Annotated in this window: 18 protein-coding genes; 5 read left to right on the top strand and 13 right to left on the bottom strand. The window is 43.0% G+C overall.

Annotation, left to right across the window (positions count from 1 at the left end; genetic code table 11):
* Positions 1-312 precede the first annotated feature (312 nt).
* Both ICT70_RS01465 and ICT70_RS01470 read left to right on the top strand, forming a co-directional pair.
* Positions 313-588, top strand: a complete 276-nt coding sequence (locus ICT70_RS01465) for a type II toxin-antitoxin system RelE/ParE family toxin (protein ID WP_191153601.1) — start codon at positions 313-315, stop codon at positions 586-588.
* Between the two features lie 12 nt (positions 589-600).
* Positions 601-894: a HigA family addiction module antitoxin gene (locus tag ICT70_RS01470; protein WP_191153602.1), complete on the top strand. Its 294-nt coding sequence runs from the start codon at positions 601-603 to the stop codon at positions 892-894.
* 339 nt (positions 895-1233) lie between these two features.
* On the opposite strand, the gene ICT70_RS01475 is transcribed toward ICT70_RS01470, so the two are convergent.
* The gene (locus ICT70_RS01475; protein WP_191153603.1) at positions 1234-1602 is read right to left on the bottom strand and encodes a GxxExxY protein; all 369 of its coding nucleotides are present in this window, start codon (positions 1600-1602) and stop codon (positions 1234-1236) included.
* Between the two features lie 362 nt (positions 1603-1964).
* Here ICT70_RS01475 and ICT70_RS01480 point away from each other — a divergent pair, with 362 nt between their 5' ends.
* Both ICT70_RS01480 and ICT70_RS01485 read left to right on the top strand, forming a co-directional pair.
* Complete coding sequence (locus ICT70_RS01480) at positions 1965-2246, top strand: nucleotidyltransferase family protein (RefSeq protein WP_191153604.1); 282 nt, start codon at positions 1965-1967, stop codon at positions 2244-2246.
* The gene (locus ICT70_RS01485; RefSeq protein ID WP_191153605.1) at positions 2243-2587 is read left to right on the top strand and encodes a HepT-like ribonuclease domain-containing protein; all 345 of its coding nucleotides are present in this window, start codon (positions 2243-2245) and stop codon (positions 2585-2587) included. Before ICT70_RS01480 ends, ICT70_RS01485 begins: the two co-directional genes overlap by 4 nt.
* Before the next feature lie 351 nt (positions 2588-2938).
* On the opposite strand, the gene ICT70_RS01490 is transcribed toward ICT70_RS01485, so the two are convergent.
* Positions 2939-3955, bottom strand: a complete 1017-nt coding sequence (locus tag ICT70_RS01490; protein WP_191153606.1) for an NAD-dependent epimerase/dehydratase family protein — start codon at positions 3953-3955, stop codon at positions 2939-2941.
* Between the two features lie 407 nt (positions 3956-4362).
* Between ICT70_RS01490 and ICT70_RS01495 the strand changes: the two genes are divergently transcribed.
* Positions 4363-4572 (top strand): hypothetical protein, encoded by a 210-nt coding sequence (locus tag ICT70_RS01495; protein WP_191153607.1) that lies wholly within the window; start codon positions 4363-4365, stop codon positions 4570-4572.
* A gap of 423 nt (positions 4573-4995) precedes the next feature.
* Here ICT70_RS01495 and ICT70_RS15150 read toward each other — a convergent pair whose 3' ends face one another.
* From ICT70_RS15150 to ICT70_RS01550, 11 genes are all read right to left on the bottom strand, one after another.
* Complete coding sequence (locus ICT70_RS15150) at positions 4996-6441, bottom strand: GMC oxidoreductase (protein WP_191153608.1); 1446 nt, start codon at positions 6439-6441, stop codon at positions 4996-4998.
* Between the two features lie 202 nt (positions 6442-6643).
* Complete coding sequence (locus ICT70_RS01505) at positions 6644-8188, bottom strand: hypothetical protein (RefSeq protein ID WP_191153609.1); 1545 nt, start codon at positions 8186-8188, stop codon at positions 6644-6646.
* A 272-nt stretch (positions 8189-8460) separates the two neighbouring features.
* A complete protein-coding gene (locus ICT70_RS01510) occupies positions 8461-10341 on the bottom strand; it encodes a hypothetical protein (RefSeq protein ID WP_191153610.1) in 1881 nt (626 codons plus the stop codon).
* Positions 10342-10794: 453 nt separating this feature from the next.
* Positions 10795-12063, bottom strand: a complete 1269-nt coding sequence (locus ICT70_RS01515) for a hypothetical protein (protein ID WP_191153611.1) — start codon at positions 12061-12063, stop codon at positions 10795-10797.
* Positions 12064-12121: 58 nt separating this feature from the next.
* Entirely contained in the window at positions 12122-13207 is a 1086-nt protein-coding gene (locus tag ICT70_RS01520) for a lipid II:glycine glycyltransferase FemX (RefSeq protein WP_191153612.1), read from the bottom strand.
* A 14-nt stretch (positions 13208-13221) separates the two neighbouring features.
* Entirely contained in the window at positions 13222-14418 is a 1197-nt protein-coding gene (locus tag ICT70_RS01525) for a carboxylate--amine ligase (RefSeq protein ID WP_191153613.1), read from the bottom strand.
* Positions 14419-14440: 22 nt separating this feature from the next.
* Entirely contained in the window at positions 14441-15604 is a 1164-nt protein-coding gene (locus ICT70_RS01530; protein WP_191153614.1) for a polysaccharide deacetylase family protein, read from the bottom strand.
* A gap of 5 nt (positions 15605-15609) precedes the next feature.
* Positions 15610-16944, bottom strand: a complete 1335-nt coding sequence (locus tag ICT70_RS01535; protein WP_191153615.1) for a phenylacetate--CoA ligase family protein — start codon at positions 16942-16944, stop codon at positions 15610-15612.
* Positions 16925-18049, bottom strand: a complete 1125-nt coding sequence (locus ICT70_RS01540; protein ID WP_191153616.1) for a glycosyltransferase — start codon at positions 18047-18049, stop codon at positions 16925-16927. The genes ICT70_RS01535 and ICT70_RS01540 overlap by 20 nt, the downstream gene beginning before the upstream one ends.
* Complete coding sequence (locus tag ICT70_RS01545; RefSeq protein WP_191153617.1) at positions 18042-19214, bottom strand: glycosyltransferase family 4 protein; 1173 nt, start codon at positions 19212-19214, stop codon at positions 18042-18044. Before ICT70_RS01545 ends, ICT70_RS01540 begins: the two co-directional genes overlap by 8 nt.
* A gap of 4 nt (positions 19215-19218) precedes the next feature.
* A complete protein-coding gene (locus ICT70_RS01550) occupies positions 19219-20448 on the bottom strand; it encodes an O-antigen ligase family protein (protein ID WP_191153618.1) in 1230 nt (409 codons plus the stop codon).

Genomic DNA, 20448 nt, shown 5'->3' on the forward strand with positions numbered 1-20448 from the left:
TTCAGGCTTTTAACCCAAAAAAAATGATTTCAAGGTTTTCTTTGCGAACCCTGCGTGCTCCGCGCGAGGCTGGTTTTAGTCTTTGCCTTCATCCGAACTTAATCAGATTTTCATCCAGTCAGAAAAAGCATTTAACAGGCTCAACGCAGATAAAGTCTGATTGTAAAATCCTTACCCCAAAAACAGGGGTTGAATTTAATCCGATTTTCATCAGATTGCCATCCTGTCAAAAAAAACTTTTGAGCCTTTTCTTTAACGGGATTTACGAACTTAACGATTGACGTTTAACGAAGAACGTTATACCATGCCTACATGATACGAAATTTTAAATGCAAGCACACGCAATCCCTTTATGAGGGTGGAAAACCAAAGCAGTTCAGATCTTTTCAGGCACAAGCTGAACGCAAGTTGCAGATGCTAGACAATGCGGTAGAGCTGTTTGATCTACGCTCACCTCCAGGCAACATGCTGGAAAAACTAAGTGGCGACCGATCAGGTCAATACAGTATCAGAATCAACAAGCAATGGCGCATCTGTTTTATTTGGCTGGATGAACCGACTGAAGTTGAAATAACCGATTATCATTAAAAGGAGCAAAATATGAATAACATGAGGCCTGTTCACCCGGGCGAAATCATCCGGGAAGAGTATCTTATTCCTTTAGGCATGAGCGCCAATGCGCTGGCAACAGCTTTGCGTGTTTCCGCTCCACGGATCAACGATATTGTCCGTGAAAAACGCGGGATAAGTGTTGATACCGCCCTTAGACTGGCAAGGTACTTCAATACCACAGCTCAGTTCTGGATGAACCTGCAAACCAGCTACGATCTGAAAGTAGCACAACAAACCATAGAGACGATTCAACAAGAAGTTCGCCCTTTAGAGGTTGCTTAAACTTTGCGTTAAAAGGAATACACTGCTTTGAACCTTTTTTTTGACAGGATAAAGGTCTGATAGAATCTGATGTAGAAGCTTTTACCCATAAAAAGGCCGAAGTTCATCAGATTTACATCCTGTCCAAAAAAAAAGCCTTTGACAGGATCAACGCAGATAAAGTCTGATTGTAAAAGCCTTTAACCAAAAAACAGACCTTGCACTAATGCATATATCCGAAGTTCATCAGATTTTTATCCTGTCAGAAAAAAAGCATTTGACGGGATTTACGCAGAAAAGTCTGATTGTAAAAGCCTTACCCCAAAAACAGGTGTTGAATTTAATCCGATTTTCATCCTGTCAAAAACGCAGTACTTTACGCCGAACCTCAACCTTATTCTCACCGAAGTTGATCAAAAGCCCTATCGTCTTCCCCGTTGCAGCCAGATAATTCACCAACTGAACCTCATGCGCTGCGGTCAAAGTGCGAACAGCTTTCAGTTCAACGATCGTTGTATCCTCAACCAAGACATCAACAACATAACTGCCAACATGTTGATTATCATAATACACATCGACGGGTTTCTGAAACTCGGCAAACACGCCAGCCTTTTGCAATTCAATAGCAAAACACTTCTCATAAACAGTCTCAAGAAAACCGGATCCCATGGTGTTGTACACCTTATAAGCGCAACCAATAATCTTCTCAGTCAGATCAGAATGATCCATTATCTCCCCCCTCCCCTTTTTTGACAGATTTAACAATGACAAAGGCTAATACTTAAATGCATTCATCCGAATTTCATCAGATTTTCATCCTGTCAGAAAAAAAACATTTGACTGGATTTACGCAGATAAAGTCTGATTGTAAAAGCCTTTAACCAAAAAAAGATCTTGCCTTCATGCCTTTATCCGAACTTAATCAGATTTTTATCCAGTCAGAAAAAGCATTTGACGGGATCAACGCAGATAAAGTCTGATGTCTAAAGCCCTAACCCAAAGAGCAACCTTATTTCAGGTTCTTATTCTAAAGCTGTTTTATCCCCTGATTTCTGTTATAAATATAAGCAAGAACCCTCTTGGAGATTATCATGACTACTCAAATGGAAAATACGTTAATTTCAATACTGAAAAAGCACGATGCTGATCGTATTGGTATTTTCGGCTCACGAGCACGTGGAGATGATCGACCCGACAGCGACCTTGATTTACTGGTCGACTTTCGCAAAACAAAGAGCCTTCTTACCCTGGTCAGCATTGAGCAAGAACTATCGGACAGCCTTGGCATCAAAGTCGATCTACTGACTGAAAAGGCTATCAGCCCCCATCTGATTGACCGGATTAAAGCAGAACTCAAGGTTGTCTATCAATGACTCAAAAAGAAGACACCGTTTATCTTCGACATATCTCTGAAGCCATTGAACAAATCAACGAGTATCTATGCGGCGTCAGCCATCAACAATTTAGTGACACAAAACTTTTTCAGGATGGCGTAATCCGACAATTGGAAATTATCGGCGAAGCAACAAAAAACCTGTCCGAACTTACCCGCAGATCAGCACCGGATGTTCCGTGGCGGAGTATGGCCGGCATGCGAGATAAACTGATTCACCAATATTTCGGTGTCGACATTGATGCCGTCTGGTCAACAGCAACACAGGACCTGCCGAACCTTCGACAGAAAATAAAAACGTTATTAGATAGGAAATCGTAATCCAGCGCATTTGTGCTTTGTCCATCGCTACGCGGTGTCATTTGTCTGCCACTTCGTGGCGTCATTGGTCCATCGCTACGCGATGTTATTTGTAAATGAGGCTTTAGTGAACGGTAAGCCGTGAACCGTCAGCAGCACCTTTGATGCGTTCACACACCAGCCTTGCCAAGAAAAACAATATTTTCAGACCTTAGACTTTTTGGTTTTCTTTGCGAACTCTGCGGTCTCTGCGCGAGGCCGATTTTGAGAATCTGGTTTCGCGCCCGCTCGTTTCACTCACTCGAGCACGCTAAGGACGCCAAGAAATGCTCTTTTTTGTGTTTTCAGGCTTTTAACCCAAAAAAAATGATTTCAAGGTTTTCTTTGCGATCTCTGCGTGCTCTGCGCGAGGCAAAATTTTAAGGTTTCCTCAACCGCCTCCCCAAACCCCACCCCCGGCTCCCACCCCAGCTCACTTTTGATTTTCGCCACATCATACACCACCGGGTTCTGCGATGATTCCAGCCGATACATACTAATCACCGGCTCCCGCCTCAACACCCCGAACACCTTCTCCTGAACCGCAACAATCGCCGCAAACAACTTATACGGAAAATACAGACATACCGCGCCCGGATGCAGCTTACGGATAAAGGTGTTCATGTAGGTTTTTTTGTCGACCTGGTCCGTATCGACAACATGGTAAACCTGCCCGCTACTGCTATCTGCTGTCATCGCCAGAATGATCGCATCGACCAGGTTATCAACATACACCAACGGCAGCACAAAGCCCTTACGATCAATCACCACAAACAACTTGTTTTTAAGGGAAAAGCCCACCATCGGTGTGTAGTTTTCACCACCGGGGCCGTAGATGGTGCCGGGGCGAAGTATCGTAGCAATAACATCCCCCTGCTCCATCGCAGCCGTCACCAGTTTTTCCGCTTCGAGTTTGGTTAAGGAATAAGCCCCCCGCAGCTGTGGCTGAGCTTCCAGCGGAGCAGACTCATCCAATAGCGCACTATCAGGTTGCCCGGCAATGCCATACACCGAGCAAGAGCTGATATAGACCAGCTTGCATGCAGCAGACCGACGGCACAGGTCAAGAATATTGCGCGTCCCTTCAATCGTCACCCGCCGCATCTGCTCTTCAGTACCGCTGGTGCCGGCGGCAGCATGGATGACGTAATCGATATCGGTAAAGGCCAGCTGCAAAGAACCCAGATTCGTAACATCCCCGTAAACAAACTCCACCCCTGGCAGATGCAAACCCTGAATATTGGATGTTTGACGGACCAGGGCACGAACGGCAAAACCCTGCTCGACAAGCTGAAGAACAACGCGCCGCCCAAGAAACCCCGTCGCGCCAGTGACTAATACTTTTTTCATTTTTAAAACCATTCCTCTCGCCCGTTCGTTTCACTCACTCAAGCACGCCAAGGGCGCCAAGAAATTCTAACCAAGGATCTCAGGGTTTAAAGCCTTTAACCCCAAAAAAGTTTTTTTCAGGTTTTCTCCGCGATCTCTGCGTGCTCTGCGCGAGGCTGGTTTTAGATCTATTACTCGCGCCCGTTCGCTACACTCACTCAAGCACGCCAAGGGCGCCAAGAAATTCAAACCAAGGAACTTATGATTTAAGGCTTTTAAACCCAAAAAAAGATTTTCAGATTTTAGCTTATCTGATTTTCTTCGCGATCTCTGCGATCTCTGCGCGAGGCTGTCTGGATTATTGCAAAAGCTATGATAGTTTACAGTTCGACATTGCTGTGGTAATTTTTCTAGATACGGAGGACACCATGGGAACAACAAACGAAAAACTTGATATATCTGCTCTCCCCCCGGCATCGCGCCGTGAACTGCTCAGCTACTATCAATACCTGTTGGAACGCCGTCCGGCCAAAAATCCCCCTCGTCAAAAAAACAAAACTTTCTCAGAATTATGCGGCAAACTCTCCTGGGACGGTGATGCTATAGCGACACAACGGAAACTAAGAGATGAATGGTAACCGCAGATATATTCTCGACACCAACGATTCTTACTTTGCCACGGCACCAACCCTGATTATTCAGAACTGCTAGACCATCAACCAAGCCTCCATCTCTCGCCCGTTCGTTTCACTTACTCAAGACTTTAAACCGGTTTTAGGTTTTAGGTTAATGGTTATAGGTTTACCCCCCCAGCAGGTTTTGACGTTGACCCAATCTGCGATAATCTGAGGTTCATCTGCGGCTAAAAACAATCAGATTCTTCAGATTGTATCCGTGCCCGCAAATGTTGCCTTTAGCCCTACGTTGCGTCGTTGCGAGAGGCAGGTTTTAAATTCTTGTTTCGCGCCCGTTCGCTACACTCACTGAAGCACGCCAAGGGCGCCAAGAAATTCAAACCAAGGATCTCAGGGCTTAAAGCCTTTAACCCCAAAAAAGTTTTTTCAGGTTTTCTCCGCGATCTCTGCGTGCTCTGCGCGAGGCAAGATTTTATTGTTCAAATGATCCGCCAACCGAAACGCTAACTGCCCAATCGCCAACCCCGTATTCGCGTAACTATGTTCCTGTAGCACCGACCCGTCACACACATACACATTGTCACAGCAATTCAGCTTCAAGTTGGTATCCACCAGATCATCCTCACCTGAACCCAACGAAATCGTCCCGGAGTGATGCGCAGCCGACCAGAGCCAGTCGCTGGTGATGTTGGTGTTGATGTTGATGGCATCAGCGATATCCCCCAGCATCCCCTCAAGGTCTTTCAACATGGCACGATAGGTTGCCAGCTCGTCGTCAGTAACCGTCCACTTCACCTGGATAGCACCATCCTCTTCATACACCCTGCTCCCCCCCCGTTTCTGCTCGGTAATCAACAGAATGTTATAGATACGGCTGGGAATATTCACACCAAAGAGATGGGCGAATATTTCCGCAATCATATCGGGGTGAAATATCTTCCAGGAAAAGATGTTCCTGATCCGTGCCATACCGTTGCTGGCGCCGAGGGAGGATTTGTATTTGTAGATTGACAGGCGGTTATCCATGGTCAAAGCCGGGCGGAAAAAAGCACAGGCGGTATACTTGCCGCAGGCACTTTTCAGACGTACCGCATTGCGGCTGACATAATCACCACGATCCCAGGCGGAAAGTTTTTTAATAACGCTCGATAGTTCTTTTTTTACTTTAACCTTACCGACAAAACCCATGGGATGATCGATAAAACCAACCCCCACCGACTCATCTGACATGCCGGCAGCTCTTACCACTTTCTGAATCACTCCCGGTGTCCCCAGCGTCCCCGCCGCGACAATAACAACATCCGGTTCCAGCGCGTGCTGCGCCCCCGCAACCCGATAGTTGACCTTGCTGATGCGTCCATCGCGATAAACAAAATCGATGGCTTCAACATCAAAGATGGCCTTCACCGCAGCTGACAGCGTTAACCTCCGGAATTTTTTCGGATATACCAGACAGTCAATGCCCTGGGATGGGGATGAGGATGGGGAATAGGTAGTGGGGAGTAGGGAGTTGGCATTGTTTACAAGCTGTCGGTGGTCTTCGCTAAAAGATGCTCCGGTGTAAAAGAGGGCTGCGGCGGTCTGATCAATGTAACTTTGTGCCTGCCCAAGCACCTCGCGAAACTCGGAACCTACAACATCGTCAGTTCTAATCGGGATCAGCCCATTGTGCCACAGATTGGTACTGCCACCGCCACCGTAACAGCAGGTATGCACTTCGGCGAATTTTTTGTGGTGAAAGTGAAGTTGCGGGTAGGTAATGCTGTTGTGCGGCCCTTTTTCAAGGAGGGTGACATCATGGTTTTTACCCAATTCATTGCCCAACAATGACCCGGCCAGGCCGCTACCGATGATGAGGATTTTTTTTTTCACTGATGACTGATCCAAATCAAAAAAACAAAGTCCGACTCATAGCTAAAGGTAATTTTCCATTTTGAAAAATAAAAAGTATCGAATTTTCCGAAGATTCTATCAATTTTTTTGATGGTTTGCTGTTAAAAACAACTTGGATTTACCCTGCCATCTCTGCTTGTACTTTGTAACAATAAGATAGGTCAAAAAATGATCATTCACGTCAGCGAAGAAAGGATTTATAGTCCTCTATGCGCTTATTAACACAGAAACAGTACAACGACCCATTTAGTCTCTTCCAAAGCGAAGGGATACGCCAATTACGCCTAATGATTCGGGAAACTATTCGTTCGAAATAGTAGATGTATTTATGTCCAGAAAAATTTCTGAATACAATCCAGGTGTTGATACGATGAACGAGAGGGAACAGGTAAAGCTGCCAGCGCGCGAGTACCCGTTCACGTACGAGGTATTCGAAATATAAATTTTTAAGTTCGGCTGAATGCGGCACCCCTGGATTCGGGAATTCTGTCACAGATGCCATCTTCCGCTGTCCGAATAACTCACGCGGCACGCCGGCTTGCTCGGCGATGCGGCGTGGAATAGGGCGATCATAGTCCGTTCCTAGCCGCCAAGGATTCATTTCCTTGGATTCAGTGATACGGACAATATCAGCCCTGCTCCGTGCACCAATGAACGGAACCGGCAACTGTACGAATCCCGCTTCTAAGCGAACCTCCGAAAGTCCATGGCATCCGAGATCCCCGAGCTTGAGTGAATCGTCAATTGGAAAAAAATGTGCCTTGAGGCGACCTTCGGGGAACCAAACTCCCCCGAGAGTACCAGTCAACAATAAAGACGAACATGTAATTTGCCGGACAATACCCAGGAAATTAGCGTCCTGGTTGCTATGGATCGCAGAATGGAAGATATATTCTTCCGGGAAGCCGTGTTCGAATGCACGACGCTCGATTTGTGTTACTTTGAGTCCCAAATGGTTGCAGATCTCCGTCCCATCATCATCCATCTCTTCTCTTTTGTCATGATAAACATAAGCACCACCACCCTTAGATTTGCTGACGGTAAAGACCTTGTCAATACCAAATTCCCTGGCAAGGCCATTAACAGCTGTCGTGTCATATCCCTGAGACTGGGTGGAGTATATTTTTAAAGGGTGTGAACGCGATGGGTCGCGCGCGTTGCTGACAATTTTGGCGTAGTTGTTACGCAAAAAATCGTAATATTCTTGAAAGCAGGAAAAGGAGGGCGTTTGGGGCTTATCGACTACGTTCACAGAATCGAGGGATACCTGCAGATTTTGGTACACCAAACGATTGATAGAGCCTTGCAAGGTTGGAATCATCTTGTTGTACTGTAAAAGACCCTTCATCATGCTTTCATTTATCTCATCGTACTGGCGAAATTTGGGATCCAGCTCGTCACCGATTTCAGCGAGAAGAAAGGGGAGCGAGTTGGATACGATAACTGCGGAATCCGTCTGGCGCCAATAGATGCTGTCCGTGGTCGAGGCGGACGTTACAAACAAGATGCTGCCTTCCTTCACAATAGCGCCCGTGCCAAACATGCAGTTGCTGTTCGCGAAGTCTCCATCGGCAAAGTGGCCGTTCCAGGCGCCTTCGACAAGAAACGAATCCGTTCGCTCCACGTATTGCCCGTGCAGGAACTCAACACGAGCTTTCACAGAGTGGACCCTGGCCAACCAAGCCAGCTTGGGCAGCTCAGTGGAGGCGGAAAAGGTTATATTCATCAGTAGAAGTACCCTTAAATATTCATAGCTAAATGGCTTGAAGTCATGTAAAAAGCGTTCGAAATTCGTTCGTCAGCAATTGCGATGCATCGTATATAAATTTTTTATCTAGGGGACGCTGGCGAACAATCAGCGGCAACAAACTTCACAACTTGACCGTTAAAGTTCGACATTCTAAACCAACAAATGCTGCTGAGCGGAATGTCGTCGAAAACATCTATAACGCAAAAGTCCGGCCAGATCAAACCAGGCCGGACTTTTGTTTCTTCGCTTTATTGAACTAACCGCAATAACGGCGTCGGTGCAACAACACCTGCAGAACCTTCGGCAACCCTCCAAACACGCATCTCATCCAACCACATGGTTTGGTTAACCGGGGAACCATTACCAATATAAGGGGCCATCATGAATTTATCCCATGTAGCACCACCATAACCACCGGCAACTAACAATGCCGATTCATTGCTTATTGCTAAAGCCTCATTGACCCAAACCTTAACAATTCCGTCATAGTTTGCCGTCCCATTAGCAACAGTGTTGGACTTAACATAATAGGTAAGTTTAACCCATTGATCATTAGGCACTACAACTGAAGGGGACCTCCACCCGCTGAATGAATAATAAGCCCCACCGCCCATACTATAACAATCGCCATAATCAGCACCTGCTGCAGCAAGGGGAGTATTACAAAGATTGGCTGACCTGTCCTCTGTTGTGGATGTCAGGTCATTTCTTGGTGTGCCAAATGATGTGTTAACGCGCATCGAATCCTGATGGCCGAATCTCGGTTGAATAGCATAGGGGGCAGATGTACCAGATACTTGCGAAAAATACAACGCACTGTTCGAGTTAGCTCCGCCCTGGTATATGGTGTCTTCAGATGAAACCATGTGCAAGGTATGTGGGTGGTACGCAAGCCCGGAACCTCGCCAACCTGAGTCATACTTGACGTAATATTCAAGAATAAATTCTTCTACAGGCTCAGCCATTATACGACGGATGGTTGAAAATCCAGTTGGCTTCGTCGCACCGGCCATCCAATCCCAACGCAGTGCATTACCAGAGTATCCGCCGGATGTAACACCGGTGGAATCAGTAGCATCATACCATCCTCTGGATGACCAGTTATTATCTTGAAAGTTTTCCGTTAAAAGGAGATCTCCTTTAGTTGGCAAACCACTAATTGTAAAAGATTTTGGTTCTGTTATCGGTTGGGCCTCAAGAGATGTAGTCACAGGAACACTACCCCAACTCATCGGGCCAATAAAAGGGTAACCGTGGGCGTCTAAGTTAGGTGGCGTTAGGTTGTAAACGACCATATCGTCATAATCAATATAAGCACGGTTTATACCTATTGGCCCTCTTTGATTGCCAACTTCAGACTGATTTTCGTTGAATCCAAAATTCATCCAGCCGCTTAAAGCATTAGCGTTGGTTCCTGAATGTTGTAGATCGTTGCGATCTAAAACCAATTCACCATTTATCCATTTCCTCGCCACACCATCTGCTACCCCCAAAGCAGAATTCATTTTAAGATAAACTTCAATTGCCAAAAACTGACCATGCGAATAAGGGCCGCCCATAACATCAGCCCATGTCTTGTTTGACATTACATTTTGACTCTGCCCGATTTGGGGCAGGCCACTTGATGCAATGTACCAAGTATCATTCAAAGCCCCGGTTATTACAGCAGGGTATCTGTCTGCGGTGTAGATATAGAGATTCTTCTCATAGTTTAAAGCTTCCCACCGATAACCCTCTTGGTATCTAATATACCAACGAATCCACAGTTCTGTTTGAGGTGAGGGGAAAATGACACCCACAGTCGGAGTGTGACTGTTTACTCCATCCCAATTCCAAAAACGTGCGCCGTAACCACCTGAATTAGCGGCACTCGCGGATATGTGTGTAAGATTTTCAATCGTGTGGTTATCTTCTTGATAAGCTTGAGGATAACCCGTCCAAGTTGCCCCATCGTTAGCAACATCCTTACAGTATCCGATCTCATCATGAAACTTCCAATGTTTGACGCATTCTTGACCATACTCAAAACTCGTACTCCATTTGCCTTCAGAATCAAAATTGATAAAGGAAAAAGAAGAATTAGTACCTAAGACAAAAAGAATAATAGTCAAAAATATAATTTTTTTCATAAATAACCTCACTTTTCATTTTTATTTACTTACTAGTCTGATTATTCATACTAATATTAAATTAGATGCCGTCGCAAAAAGTATCAATTTGGCTGGATAGGCAAAAAGCGCCAACTGAAAGGCGCGCGTTTATTGAGCAATGAGGCGTACCTACGTACGTCAAAGCGCCAAAATAAGCGCAACAACTCAGCAATTGGCGAGTTTTTGCGAGAGCATCATAGGATCAATAGAAAAGAACTCAACTAAACTATCACCCTTTATCAATTACTTCAAACGGGAGTAATATTCACACAAAAAAGCCAAGAAATTCTGAGTATAAAGTTATTCTCATTTTTTAGAAAGTTTTTTTTTAATAATTTTTGCATTAAAGGTCTGAAATCAAAATTTTGCACTTTTCAATATGACTCAGTTTCTGATTGAATTCATACATGAGCCTACCCAGGGCCAGCAGAATCAAGCAATAACAAACCTATCTGTTATTACTTTATGTATTACATCACCAAACTGCCCTAAGGCTATATTTAGCAATTTATCACTGCATAGCGGTTCAAAGTGGGCTTTTTTTGCAAAGTTGACAATATAAGGGGAGTCGCTTTTGACTATACCAAAATCCAAATTATCAGGTATAGGTGCATCACTAACAATCTGGTAGCTTGAAAGTTCTGTTGATATGCCGGGTGCTATCAACATGTGCGATCTGATTATTTGCGCAAAACCTTCATTGTTGACTTCAGGTTTAACAAACTTTTGAAATAACATTTTATGCTGCTGCCCGGCCCACCTTTTAAGGTTCATATAGAACCCAAGATTAAACAACTTGATCAGTGCTTCCTCAGAAAAACTATCAATCCCTTCGTTTGATATGTTTTTAACTTTTGCAACCTTCACAAAATCTGCAGAACCACCACCACCTAATTTGATAACCAAATTGGGCCAGTTATCAGAATCTTCGGAAATCTGCACATCAGAAAACTTTTCATAGGCATCAACAAATCCAAGACAAGAGTTATTTATGTCTATATAGTTACTAAGCCATTTACTCGTACAAGTTTGGTTTGTAATATAATAATCAAGCGGTGTGTGCTTGGGGTCAAAAACCACATATAAAGTGTCTGGGGCCAATGGGTCCGGTAGTGACAACATCTTTTTGATTCTTTTATCACCATGACGCCCTTGGCTCGCTAGGATAAATTTCACTACACTGCCCTTATTTAAAAGTTCAATTTCATCAACATAAAATTTATCCCAATGACCATCCATACATACGACGGTTTTATAATTATTATTTATTGCAACCTGTTTCAGCTTAGAAAAGAGAGGGTCTATTTCATCTTCATAAAGCACCCTTCTTTCAGTTCCAAGAAAAGCTTTCAAATTTAAATCAATAGGATAATATCTCTGATTATTTTTAATGATGTCTATCCCGACTTGCATGCCAACCGTACTATTTGTTTTTTCGTTGTGATAATACATTCGATAATTTGGATGTTGATCAATCAATATATTGTCGAGTTGAGCACATAAGTTAGGGCGAGCAAAAAATTCAACTATTTTTTTTTGTCTGACACTCTCAATCAGATCAAAACCAGCTTGAAATAATAATTCTGAAATTTTAAAATAATCAGGTTTTTCAGTTAATTTATGGAAATATCTATAAGATTTTTCCTTGAATTTCCCAGAAAATAAAATTCTCCTATTTGTCGATTGATCTTTTAAATCCATAAAAAGCCCTTGTGTAAAAATTTTACTGTTTTATTGAAAATAAATTATATTGTTTATTTCATTTCTTCTTAAAAGTACTTAAAATTCTTTGTGCCTTATAGTATATATAATTAATTTTTGGAAACAATTCCTTTTCTGCAATCCTAAATAGCCTATAGTATTTTCCCGGGACATCAAAATATCCAGGGAAATTTACAATAACAGGCCTGTAAGCTGACTTAAGCATATCTAAATTATCCTCATTGGGATTAAAACCTTCAGTCCCCTGAGTGGAACCCAAATCAAGAAATGTACATCCAGCTTTTTTTGCTATTTTTATTGATTCCCACATTAACAATTTGTTTGGCATCAGTTTTCTGTAGCTGTAGTCATTTGCTAGATAAAGAGCCCAGGCTCTGTTACCAACTATTGTAACAACAAGGCCGGAAATCACTTCATCATTGTATATGGCTTTTAAAAATGTGCCCCTGTTTTGACCGACAGTGTTCTCATAAATCGTATCATAGTAATTTTTAGAATGTATCAACGAGTGACGTCGTTCTTCAAGACCGCACATCAAATTAAAAAAAACCTCTTTATCGTCGGGCAAAGCACTACCAACAAAAGAAACGCCCAATAAACAAGCTTTATTTATATTTTGCCTGTGTGTACGTCGCATTTTATGAAACAATTGCTCCTCACTCTCATTGAGCAACACCCTCGTTGAGTAAACCGCCCTGTTCCACACTGTCACCTTTTCCGGGATGCTAAACACCTGATGTTTCTTCAATAACATCTGTTGTTTTTCAAACCATTCATCAGGTTCTGGATCAAACCTCAGGCACAAACCATTATGACGTTTAACTACCCCTCCAAGCTGACTAAAAAGTTCTTCAACAACTTCACTATTGCTCCAATCGACAATCGGTCCGCGACAGCAATACATAAGGGAGAAAGGTAATCGGCCTAGCTTGCGAATCAGGATTGTAGCCACTGCTACAATCTGAGTATCTTTTTTTAAGGCATAACATGCGCAGTGCCAGCCTGAAGCTTTTTTAATTTCACCCCAATAGGTTGTTTGCCTGAAATTATTATTTTTTGATTGGGAAATAAAACTATTTACAGCAATTTCATCTTTTTTATCAACAAGTTCAAGCTCTAACATATACCTACCTTTGATCAGTCCCACTCACCAGTCAGACTATCGTACGCGACGGGTTGGAATCCTCTATTTTTGAACATTTTATAAAGAGTATGACAAGGCCAGGCAAAGAAAGGCATAGGGTCATCCCAGTAAAATTCATCAGTTTTGGTTTTATCAATGAGAAGATGCAAGTAATGCCCTGCCGCACCAAATTTGCTTTTACTTTTATTGAAATATTCTGGAAAAACCCGCATATCCCCCCAAAACCATCTGGTCTGCACATCGGTTTTATAACAGCCTGGCATAGCTCGTTTGCCTACAGCTATGTCCAGATACATACCGACAATATCGAGGCTGGATGTAATAGCGCTATTGACCCCACCCCAGACTCTTGGATTTATTTCAATTAGATAAAATTCACCGGTTTCAGCATGACTGACATATTCAACTTCCGCCATACCATGCCACCCGATATCATCAAAAAGGTGTTTAGAAATTTCAGTCATCGGCGAAGCATCACATGTTTTTCTCAACACTCCCGATCCGCCACTGAGGGGAAAATCGCGGACATGAATATCAGCAAAATCCTGAATAAATTGTCCATTCTGGTAAATAACGACATGAGAGTACTTTTCCTGGGTTGGAATCCATTCCTGCACGAGAACTCTGGCAATATCAACATTTAAATCTTTTAAATACGGTTTTATTTGTTCGTTGTAGCAAAAAACAGGGTCAGGAAAAAATATTCCCCAGTTGCCCCCACCCTGCCTCGGTTTTAAAACAACCTTGCCAGGTAACTTCATTTTTATTTCATTGTAGTCTGAAAAATCCTTCAGATATAAGGTCTTTGGTGTCTTAATTGATTGCTGTATCAAGGCATCATAAAGCTTATCTTTATTGTGTACGGTCAGGAATGGCTCATAATCAGGTACGGCTAATCCCACATGCTTTTCGACTTCGCTTTTTCTTTTTGAAAGCAGAAAGGTTTCTTCATGTACCGGAAAAACAACATCTATATTTAGTGTTTTAACTTTTTCTAAAATAAATGAAATAAAACCATCTGGGTCAGAATACGGAGAGGGATAAATAAAATAATCTGATTTTTTATTTGAAAAAAAACACATTGAGTTTTTTATATAATCGGCTACGACGACATCATGGCCTTTTTTCTTTAATGCTCTGGTGATACAAAGGGCCATTCTACTGTTTGCATTCGTTACCAGTATTTTCATATGCACTCCGGCTATGATTTTTTTAAAAAAAACTCTTTACCAACTTAAGACTTCTTCGAAGCAATCTGTGTTTAGAGCTTCCCTGATATTCACGGATAAAGTGATACAGGTACCTACCATCGGTATAGATCACTTTACCTTTGCGCTCTATATAGGGGCAGCCAATACGCTCGATTCTGACATGACCATCTACAGGTTGAAAGGTTGAACCAGTTTTATCCCGAGAACCCACCGTAGAACCAAGGTAATACTCTTTCGATATTTCTATCGCTTCCGGATCATATCCGCCACCGGGCCAACATAAAAAAGTCACCTGTTTAGACAATTTTGACTCAATAATCTTCTTGGCCTCACCAAGCTCCCAATGCAGCCTGACGCGGCGCTCCTGATCCGTTTCATAGCGCCCTTCAGTGCGACAAGTTGACATAAACTCCACTGCTTCCTTCTGCAGCACATTTTTCCAGTTGTTATTATCGAAGAAATCAACACCCTGCTTCGCAACAAAAGCTTCGAGATGTTTCTTAACAGCACCGTCTGGATAATAACGCTTTACCTCCAGAGACTTACCGTGCTGGTAAACGGGCGTACCCAAACAATGTGGGATTTTGGAGGCATCCTTGTTCAAATAGTGACATTTTATGTCGGAATGGTCATTCCAGTCCATCCACATATAGTTGTCACCTGGATGTCGAAAATCAACAATGTCGGGTCCGGAAAAATACCAGGTATGGGTCATGGCGTGAGACTGTATATCCATCACACCATCTTCTTCCATTTTACGCATTTCAGCCCAGGATAAAAATCCCTGAGATTGAAGCTCATCTAAGGAACAACGTCCCAACCATACGTCTTCCAGGTTTTTACGTGGTGTTTCACATGGGTCAACAAACTCAGGGTTAACAAAAATGGTGCCTTTAAATCCATATTTTTTCAGGAGTGGATAGGCATAAACCCAATTGTCGAGATAACCGTCATCAAAATTCAAGAACACCGGGTTGGCAGGCAATGCTTCACCATGTAGCAGATGGCGATAATATTGGGCAAAGTCGATAGTGCTGAAATTTTTCTTTTTGAGCCAGCGAATATGATCTGCGAACAGGTCAAATGGAATAGTCAGCTGGTTCCATATCCAATCAGGGTCAGGAACGCCGACTGAATGATACATGATGGTGGGGATGTTATTCATTCATATTATCCAGTGACATCTGAGATGATATAACGGTGTTTACCGCCGATGGTTTTTGGTATTTGTTCTACATATTGCACATCTATCGTCAAATCATCCCAATCAAGAGCCTGCTTGATTTTAGACTCAATACGCAAGATCTTTTGGGCTTCAGCATCATTAAAGTTATGGTTTTTTATCAGACTAAGCCGAATAAATTGGGGATTTATCTGGTGGAACTGAAAACTTTTTATTCCTTCTATATCGTACATTTGTCTGACAAAAAAAGTTCCGTAAATCGTCTTGCCTCTTGAAGTCAAGAATCTATCAGCAATCCTGCCTATTTTCATGTCCAATAAAGGGAAACCTCTGCCACAGGAACATTGCCCAGACCCCGGCATGGCAAAATCACCGATTTCATAACGAATAAAAGGCATCGCATCGTTGACCAGCGAGGTCACAACCAATTTGCACAGGTTTTCCGGATGATCGGGCACAGGCAGGTACTCAACATAAGCGGAATGCAGAAACTGATGCATCTTTCCGGCAGGGCATTCCGAGGCAATACCCGGCACCTCCCTGCTGCCATACTGATCAAATGCCTTGCAGTTAAAGGCTTTTTGAATAAGACTCCTTTGCCAGTCGTGCAGCTTTTCTGCCGACGTCATGACCCCCTTGACGTTGGTAACGGAAATGTTGTTTTCAATGATGTGTTCGGCAACATTCTGCATGACAGACACGTAACCATAAATGAACGTATTCTTCTTTTCAAGAATCTGTTCAATCCACCCATTGATGATATCCCTGTCGTATTGATATGCATTCAAATTAAGGGTTGTTGAAAGGCTCTTTTTAAACCGTTCTTTCATTCCAGTTTTTTGCGTAAAATCACCGGGATTACCCCAGATGGAAATCAATCGTTCATTCTCGTTCCATCCGGAATTTTTTAAACCCAGCATAAACAGTGCCTGGGCCTTTTCGTAGGCTTCGAGGTGGGAATAAAAGTGCAAAGGCTCGCCGGTAGAACCACCGCTGGAAAGCTTGAACAATTGTTCCGGTTTGAAAGTGGCAGACACTAACTCCCCTCTATGCGACCTGATAATATCTTTGGTTAACACGGGCAGGCGGGCAACATCAGATCTGTTTTTGATATCCTTCGGGTGGATACCAAGGTCATCGAACACCTGACGATAGTAAGACACCGTGTCATACGCATGATTAAAGAGTTTTTTTATTCTATCAAACTGATATTGCTCAATCACTTCCAACGGTTGCCATTGCAACTGTTCATATTCACGAAGATAATCATATCTCTTCGATCCACGCCATTTCAGTAGTGCTTTACGAAGGAAGGTTTGCATGACACTTTCCCGATGGCATTAGCAGGTTCATATATTTTTCCATCATGGCTTGTTCACTGAAAGAAGATATAACTTTTTGATACCCCAGCACCGCAATCTTTGTTCTGAGACCTTCATCAGCAACCAACTTCAGTATCGCTTTTGCCAGTTCATCGCTGTTCTCCGGCGGGACAATCATCCCTTCCTCACCGTTGGAGATAATTTCACTCATACCTCCAACATTCGTCGCGACAACCGGTTTACCGCAAGCCATTGCTTCAAGGACAGCAATCGGAAAACCTTCTCTTTTTGAAGGTAAAACAAAAATATCCATTTTAACCAACAACTCAGGAATATCACTACGACGACCAAGCATGTCGACATATGATTTCAAGCCCAACTGTTGGATCATGCTTTCAATATCGGAACGCAACTCCCCATCGCCAACCAACATCAGTCGCACGTCCGGTCTTTTATTGACAACTTCAGCAAAGGCACGCAACAGGTTGCCGTGATCTTTGGGTTCGGAGAGTCTGGCCACGGTGCCGATGATCAGTTTATCCTGATTTTTTTTAACTGATTTTTCTTTATTTTCGACTTGAAAAGCGGACAGATTGACCCCGTTGTGAATCACTTCAATCTGTGAAGCACTCACACCGACATCGGTGATCATAAAGTTTTTCAGGTTTTCCGAAACACATACAACCTTATCGGCAAGGCGGCTGAGATAGCGAGTATTTCGTTTTAATTTACTGGATTGACTTAACGAATACTTGGCGTGCTCGGTGTAGATGATTCTGACACCCGCAAGCCTGGCCGGCAAGGCAGCGTACTGAAGCAGATAGGCACCATGCACCTGGACAACGGTCACATGCTGCACCCTAAACAGACGATAAAGACCCCACATCACCTGTAAGCGCCCTCTATTCTTTTGCGTAAAACAATGCACATTGACTGTGTTGTTCTCGGCATGATCTACCAAAGGGCCTCTGCCGCCAAAAAGGGCGCAGACAGATGTTTGGCATATTTTTGCACTGTTTAGATGTATGCAGATGTTAAGTGCCAGACTTTCTGCCCCGCCGAAGTCAAAAACGTTAATCAATTGCATTACATGATTATTATTCACTGCTCTCACCTTTAGTGTAACTTTTTTCTTGCTGAAACTTCATTTTTGTGGCCAGCACTTCCTCGTAAAGGGCAGCAATTTTTTTGACCCGCTCCTCAGGGTTGAACTCGCTGAGGACTCGTTCTCTACCGGAAACACCAAAATCACGAAGCATCTCAGGATGCTTAAACAACCGTATAACAGCTGCTGATAATTGTTCCGCATTCTGCGAATCGACCAATATACCTGTTTCCCCATCGACAACAACCTCCGGGACGCCGCCGACGCGTGTGGCAACCACAGGTTTGCCAAACAGCATCGCCTCCAGCGCAACGTTGGGCATACCTTCACTTAAGGATGGCAACACAAGCAGATCAATTTCACGATAGAAGTTTTGCACATTGCTCTGGTAACCGGTAAATATGACGTGAGATTTAAGGCCGGACTGATCAACCTGCTGCTGAATTTCTTCTTGTAGCGGTCCGTCACCTATAAACAACACTTTTAAACCAGGGATTTTTTTAATGATCTGGGGCAGGGCCTCGACAAAATAACAATGTCCTTTTTCGTGACTGAACCTTCCAACCACCCCTATCAAAGGGGCCGAACTGCATATTCCATATTGCTCCCTGATATTGCTGGTTGAATCAGTTAGAGCATATTCGTTGGGATCAACAGCGTTATAGATGGTGTAAATTTTATTTTTACCTATCCACCTCTTGTTCAAGCCACTGGCCATCCCATTAGAGACAACCACTACCCGATCAGCAAAACCGAAAAGGAATTTATCCAGATATTTATAAAGCTTTATTTTAAAGCCGCCTGTACACCAACCATGAAAAAAAGCAATCCAAGGGGTACCGGTAATTATTTTCAAACAAAAACAGATAACGTGGCTTTTATAACTGTGGGATTGCAAGATGTCCGGCTTAAAATCTTTTATAATTCGCAATGACTGGAATACAAGCCTTGGGTCATAAGTAATACTCTGAATAAGGCGTACAAATGGAAAATTGTAATTTTTGACAGTAGCCTCAAACACACCTGGTTGTTGATCATAACGACCGAAGCCGGTGATTAATGGGGTACATTTTTCCATCCCCCCACACTTAAAAAACTGCAGCAACCCTTTGCCCGGGCCACCTATTTCTGCTGTAGCTATACTAATAAACACCTTGGGCTTCATACCGCTAATTATTTTCCTTTAGAGTGATATTTGCCTTTAACAACAGTTGGCTCATGACAGCTGAAATTGCAACATAGAAGGCCCAATAAGTAGAATAAGCCTGACTCAAAAAAAGTCCGGCGGTAAACATCCCGGCAAAACCCACCAGGCTCATTTCGGCTATTTTAACCAGCTGAATATCCTGCGAATATTTTCGTACTTTTAAAAAGATACCAACAGCATAAAAGCAAAGCATTAAATAAAGCACTAAACCGAAGACACCTGTTTCTGTGCCAATCTGGACAACAGAATTGTGCGCAGTCTGCCAAACACGCATGGTTGAATCTCGAGATTGTCGGTCCAAACCTACAGCGATACTGTAACTACCGACACCCACTCCGGTAAGGGGGTTTTCTATGAAGGCCTTCAAGCCAATTTTCCATATATCAATCCGCCCACCTTCCAACGTAACATTATAATCTTCTTCAAGATTCAACATCGTTGAATAACGTTCAATATTCAAAGGGGCAAAAGCAATAAAAAATACGCACGCGGAAACCACTAAAAACTTTGCTGAGCGTTTTATTGTTGTGGTTATCAACAAAAAAACAACCATCGAAACACCAAAAGCAATCAATCCACCCCTTGAACCGGATAAGAGAATTAACAAAACACCAGAAGAAAAAAAAACGATCATCAATGAACGTATGATAAATTTATTTTTTTTACTGAAAAACAATAAAAAAAAGGGCAAAAAAACTAAAGCAAAATACGCAAGGTCGTTAGGGTCAAACATCGCTCCAAAAGTTAGTCGCTCTGACCCTGGTACAAATCCACGTAAAGCGTAAAAGGCGTATAGGCCATTACCAAGACAGGCGACCAGCAACACCTTATATAACCGTTCAATTGTATGCACTGTTTTATATAAGACAACGACAAAAACAACGATAATAATATATTCTGTTAACACTCGATCAAAGGACAACCTGGCATAAAGTGAAAAGGGTATGCCGAAAACCATGACTGAATAAAGAGCAAGGTAATACTTAATTTGCCGCTCACGAGACAACAGTGGGCCAGGGAGGTATTTAGATTGAAAAATTGCAACGGCTACAGTCAAAACACTAAGTACCAAGGCTGGTCGCAAAGGGGCGAGAACAGGAAAAAGATCTTGTGGACGACACAAAAGAACAAATGTCCATAGACAAAATAGGAAAAAAACAGATGTTGATTTTTCTGTTAAATCTCTATGCAT

Origin of the sequence: Pelovirga terrestris, from assembly GCF_014773365.1 — a bacterium.
GTDB classification, from domain to species: Bacteria; Desulfobacterota; Desulfuromonadia; order Desulfuromonadales; family Geopsychrobacteraceae; genus Pelovirga; species Pelovirga terrestris.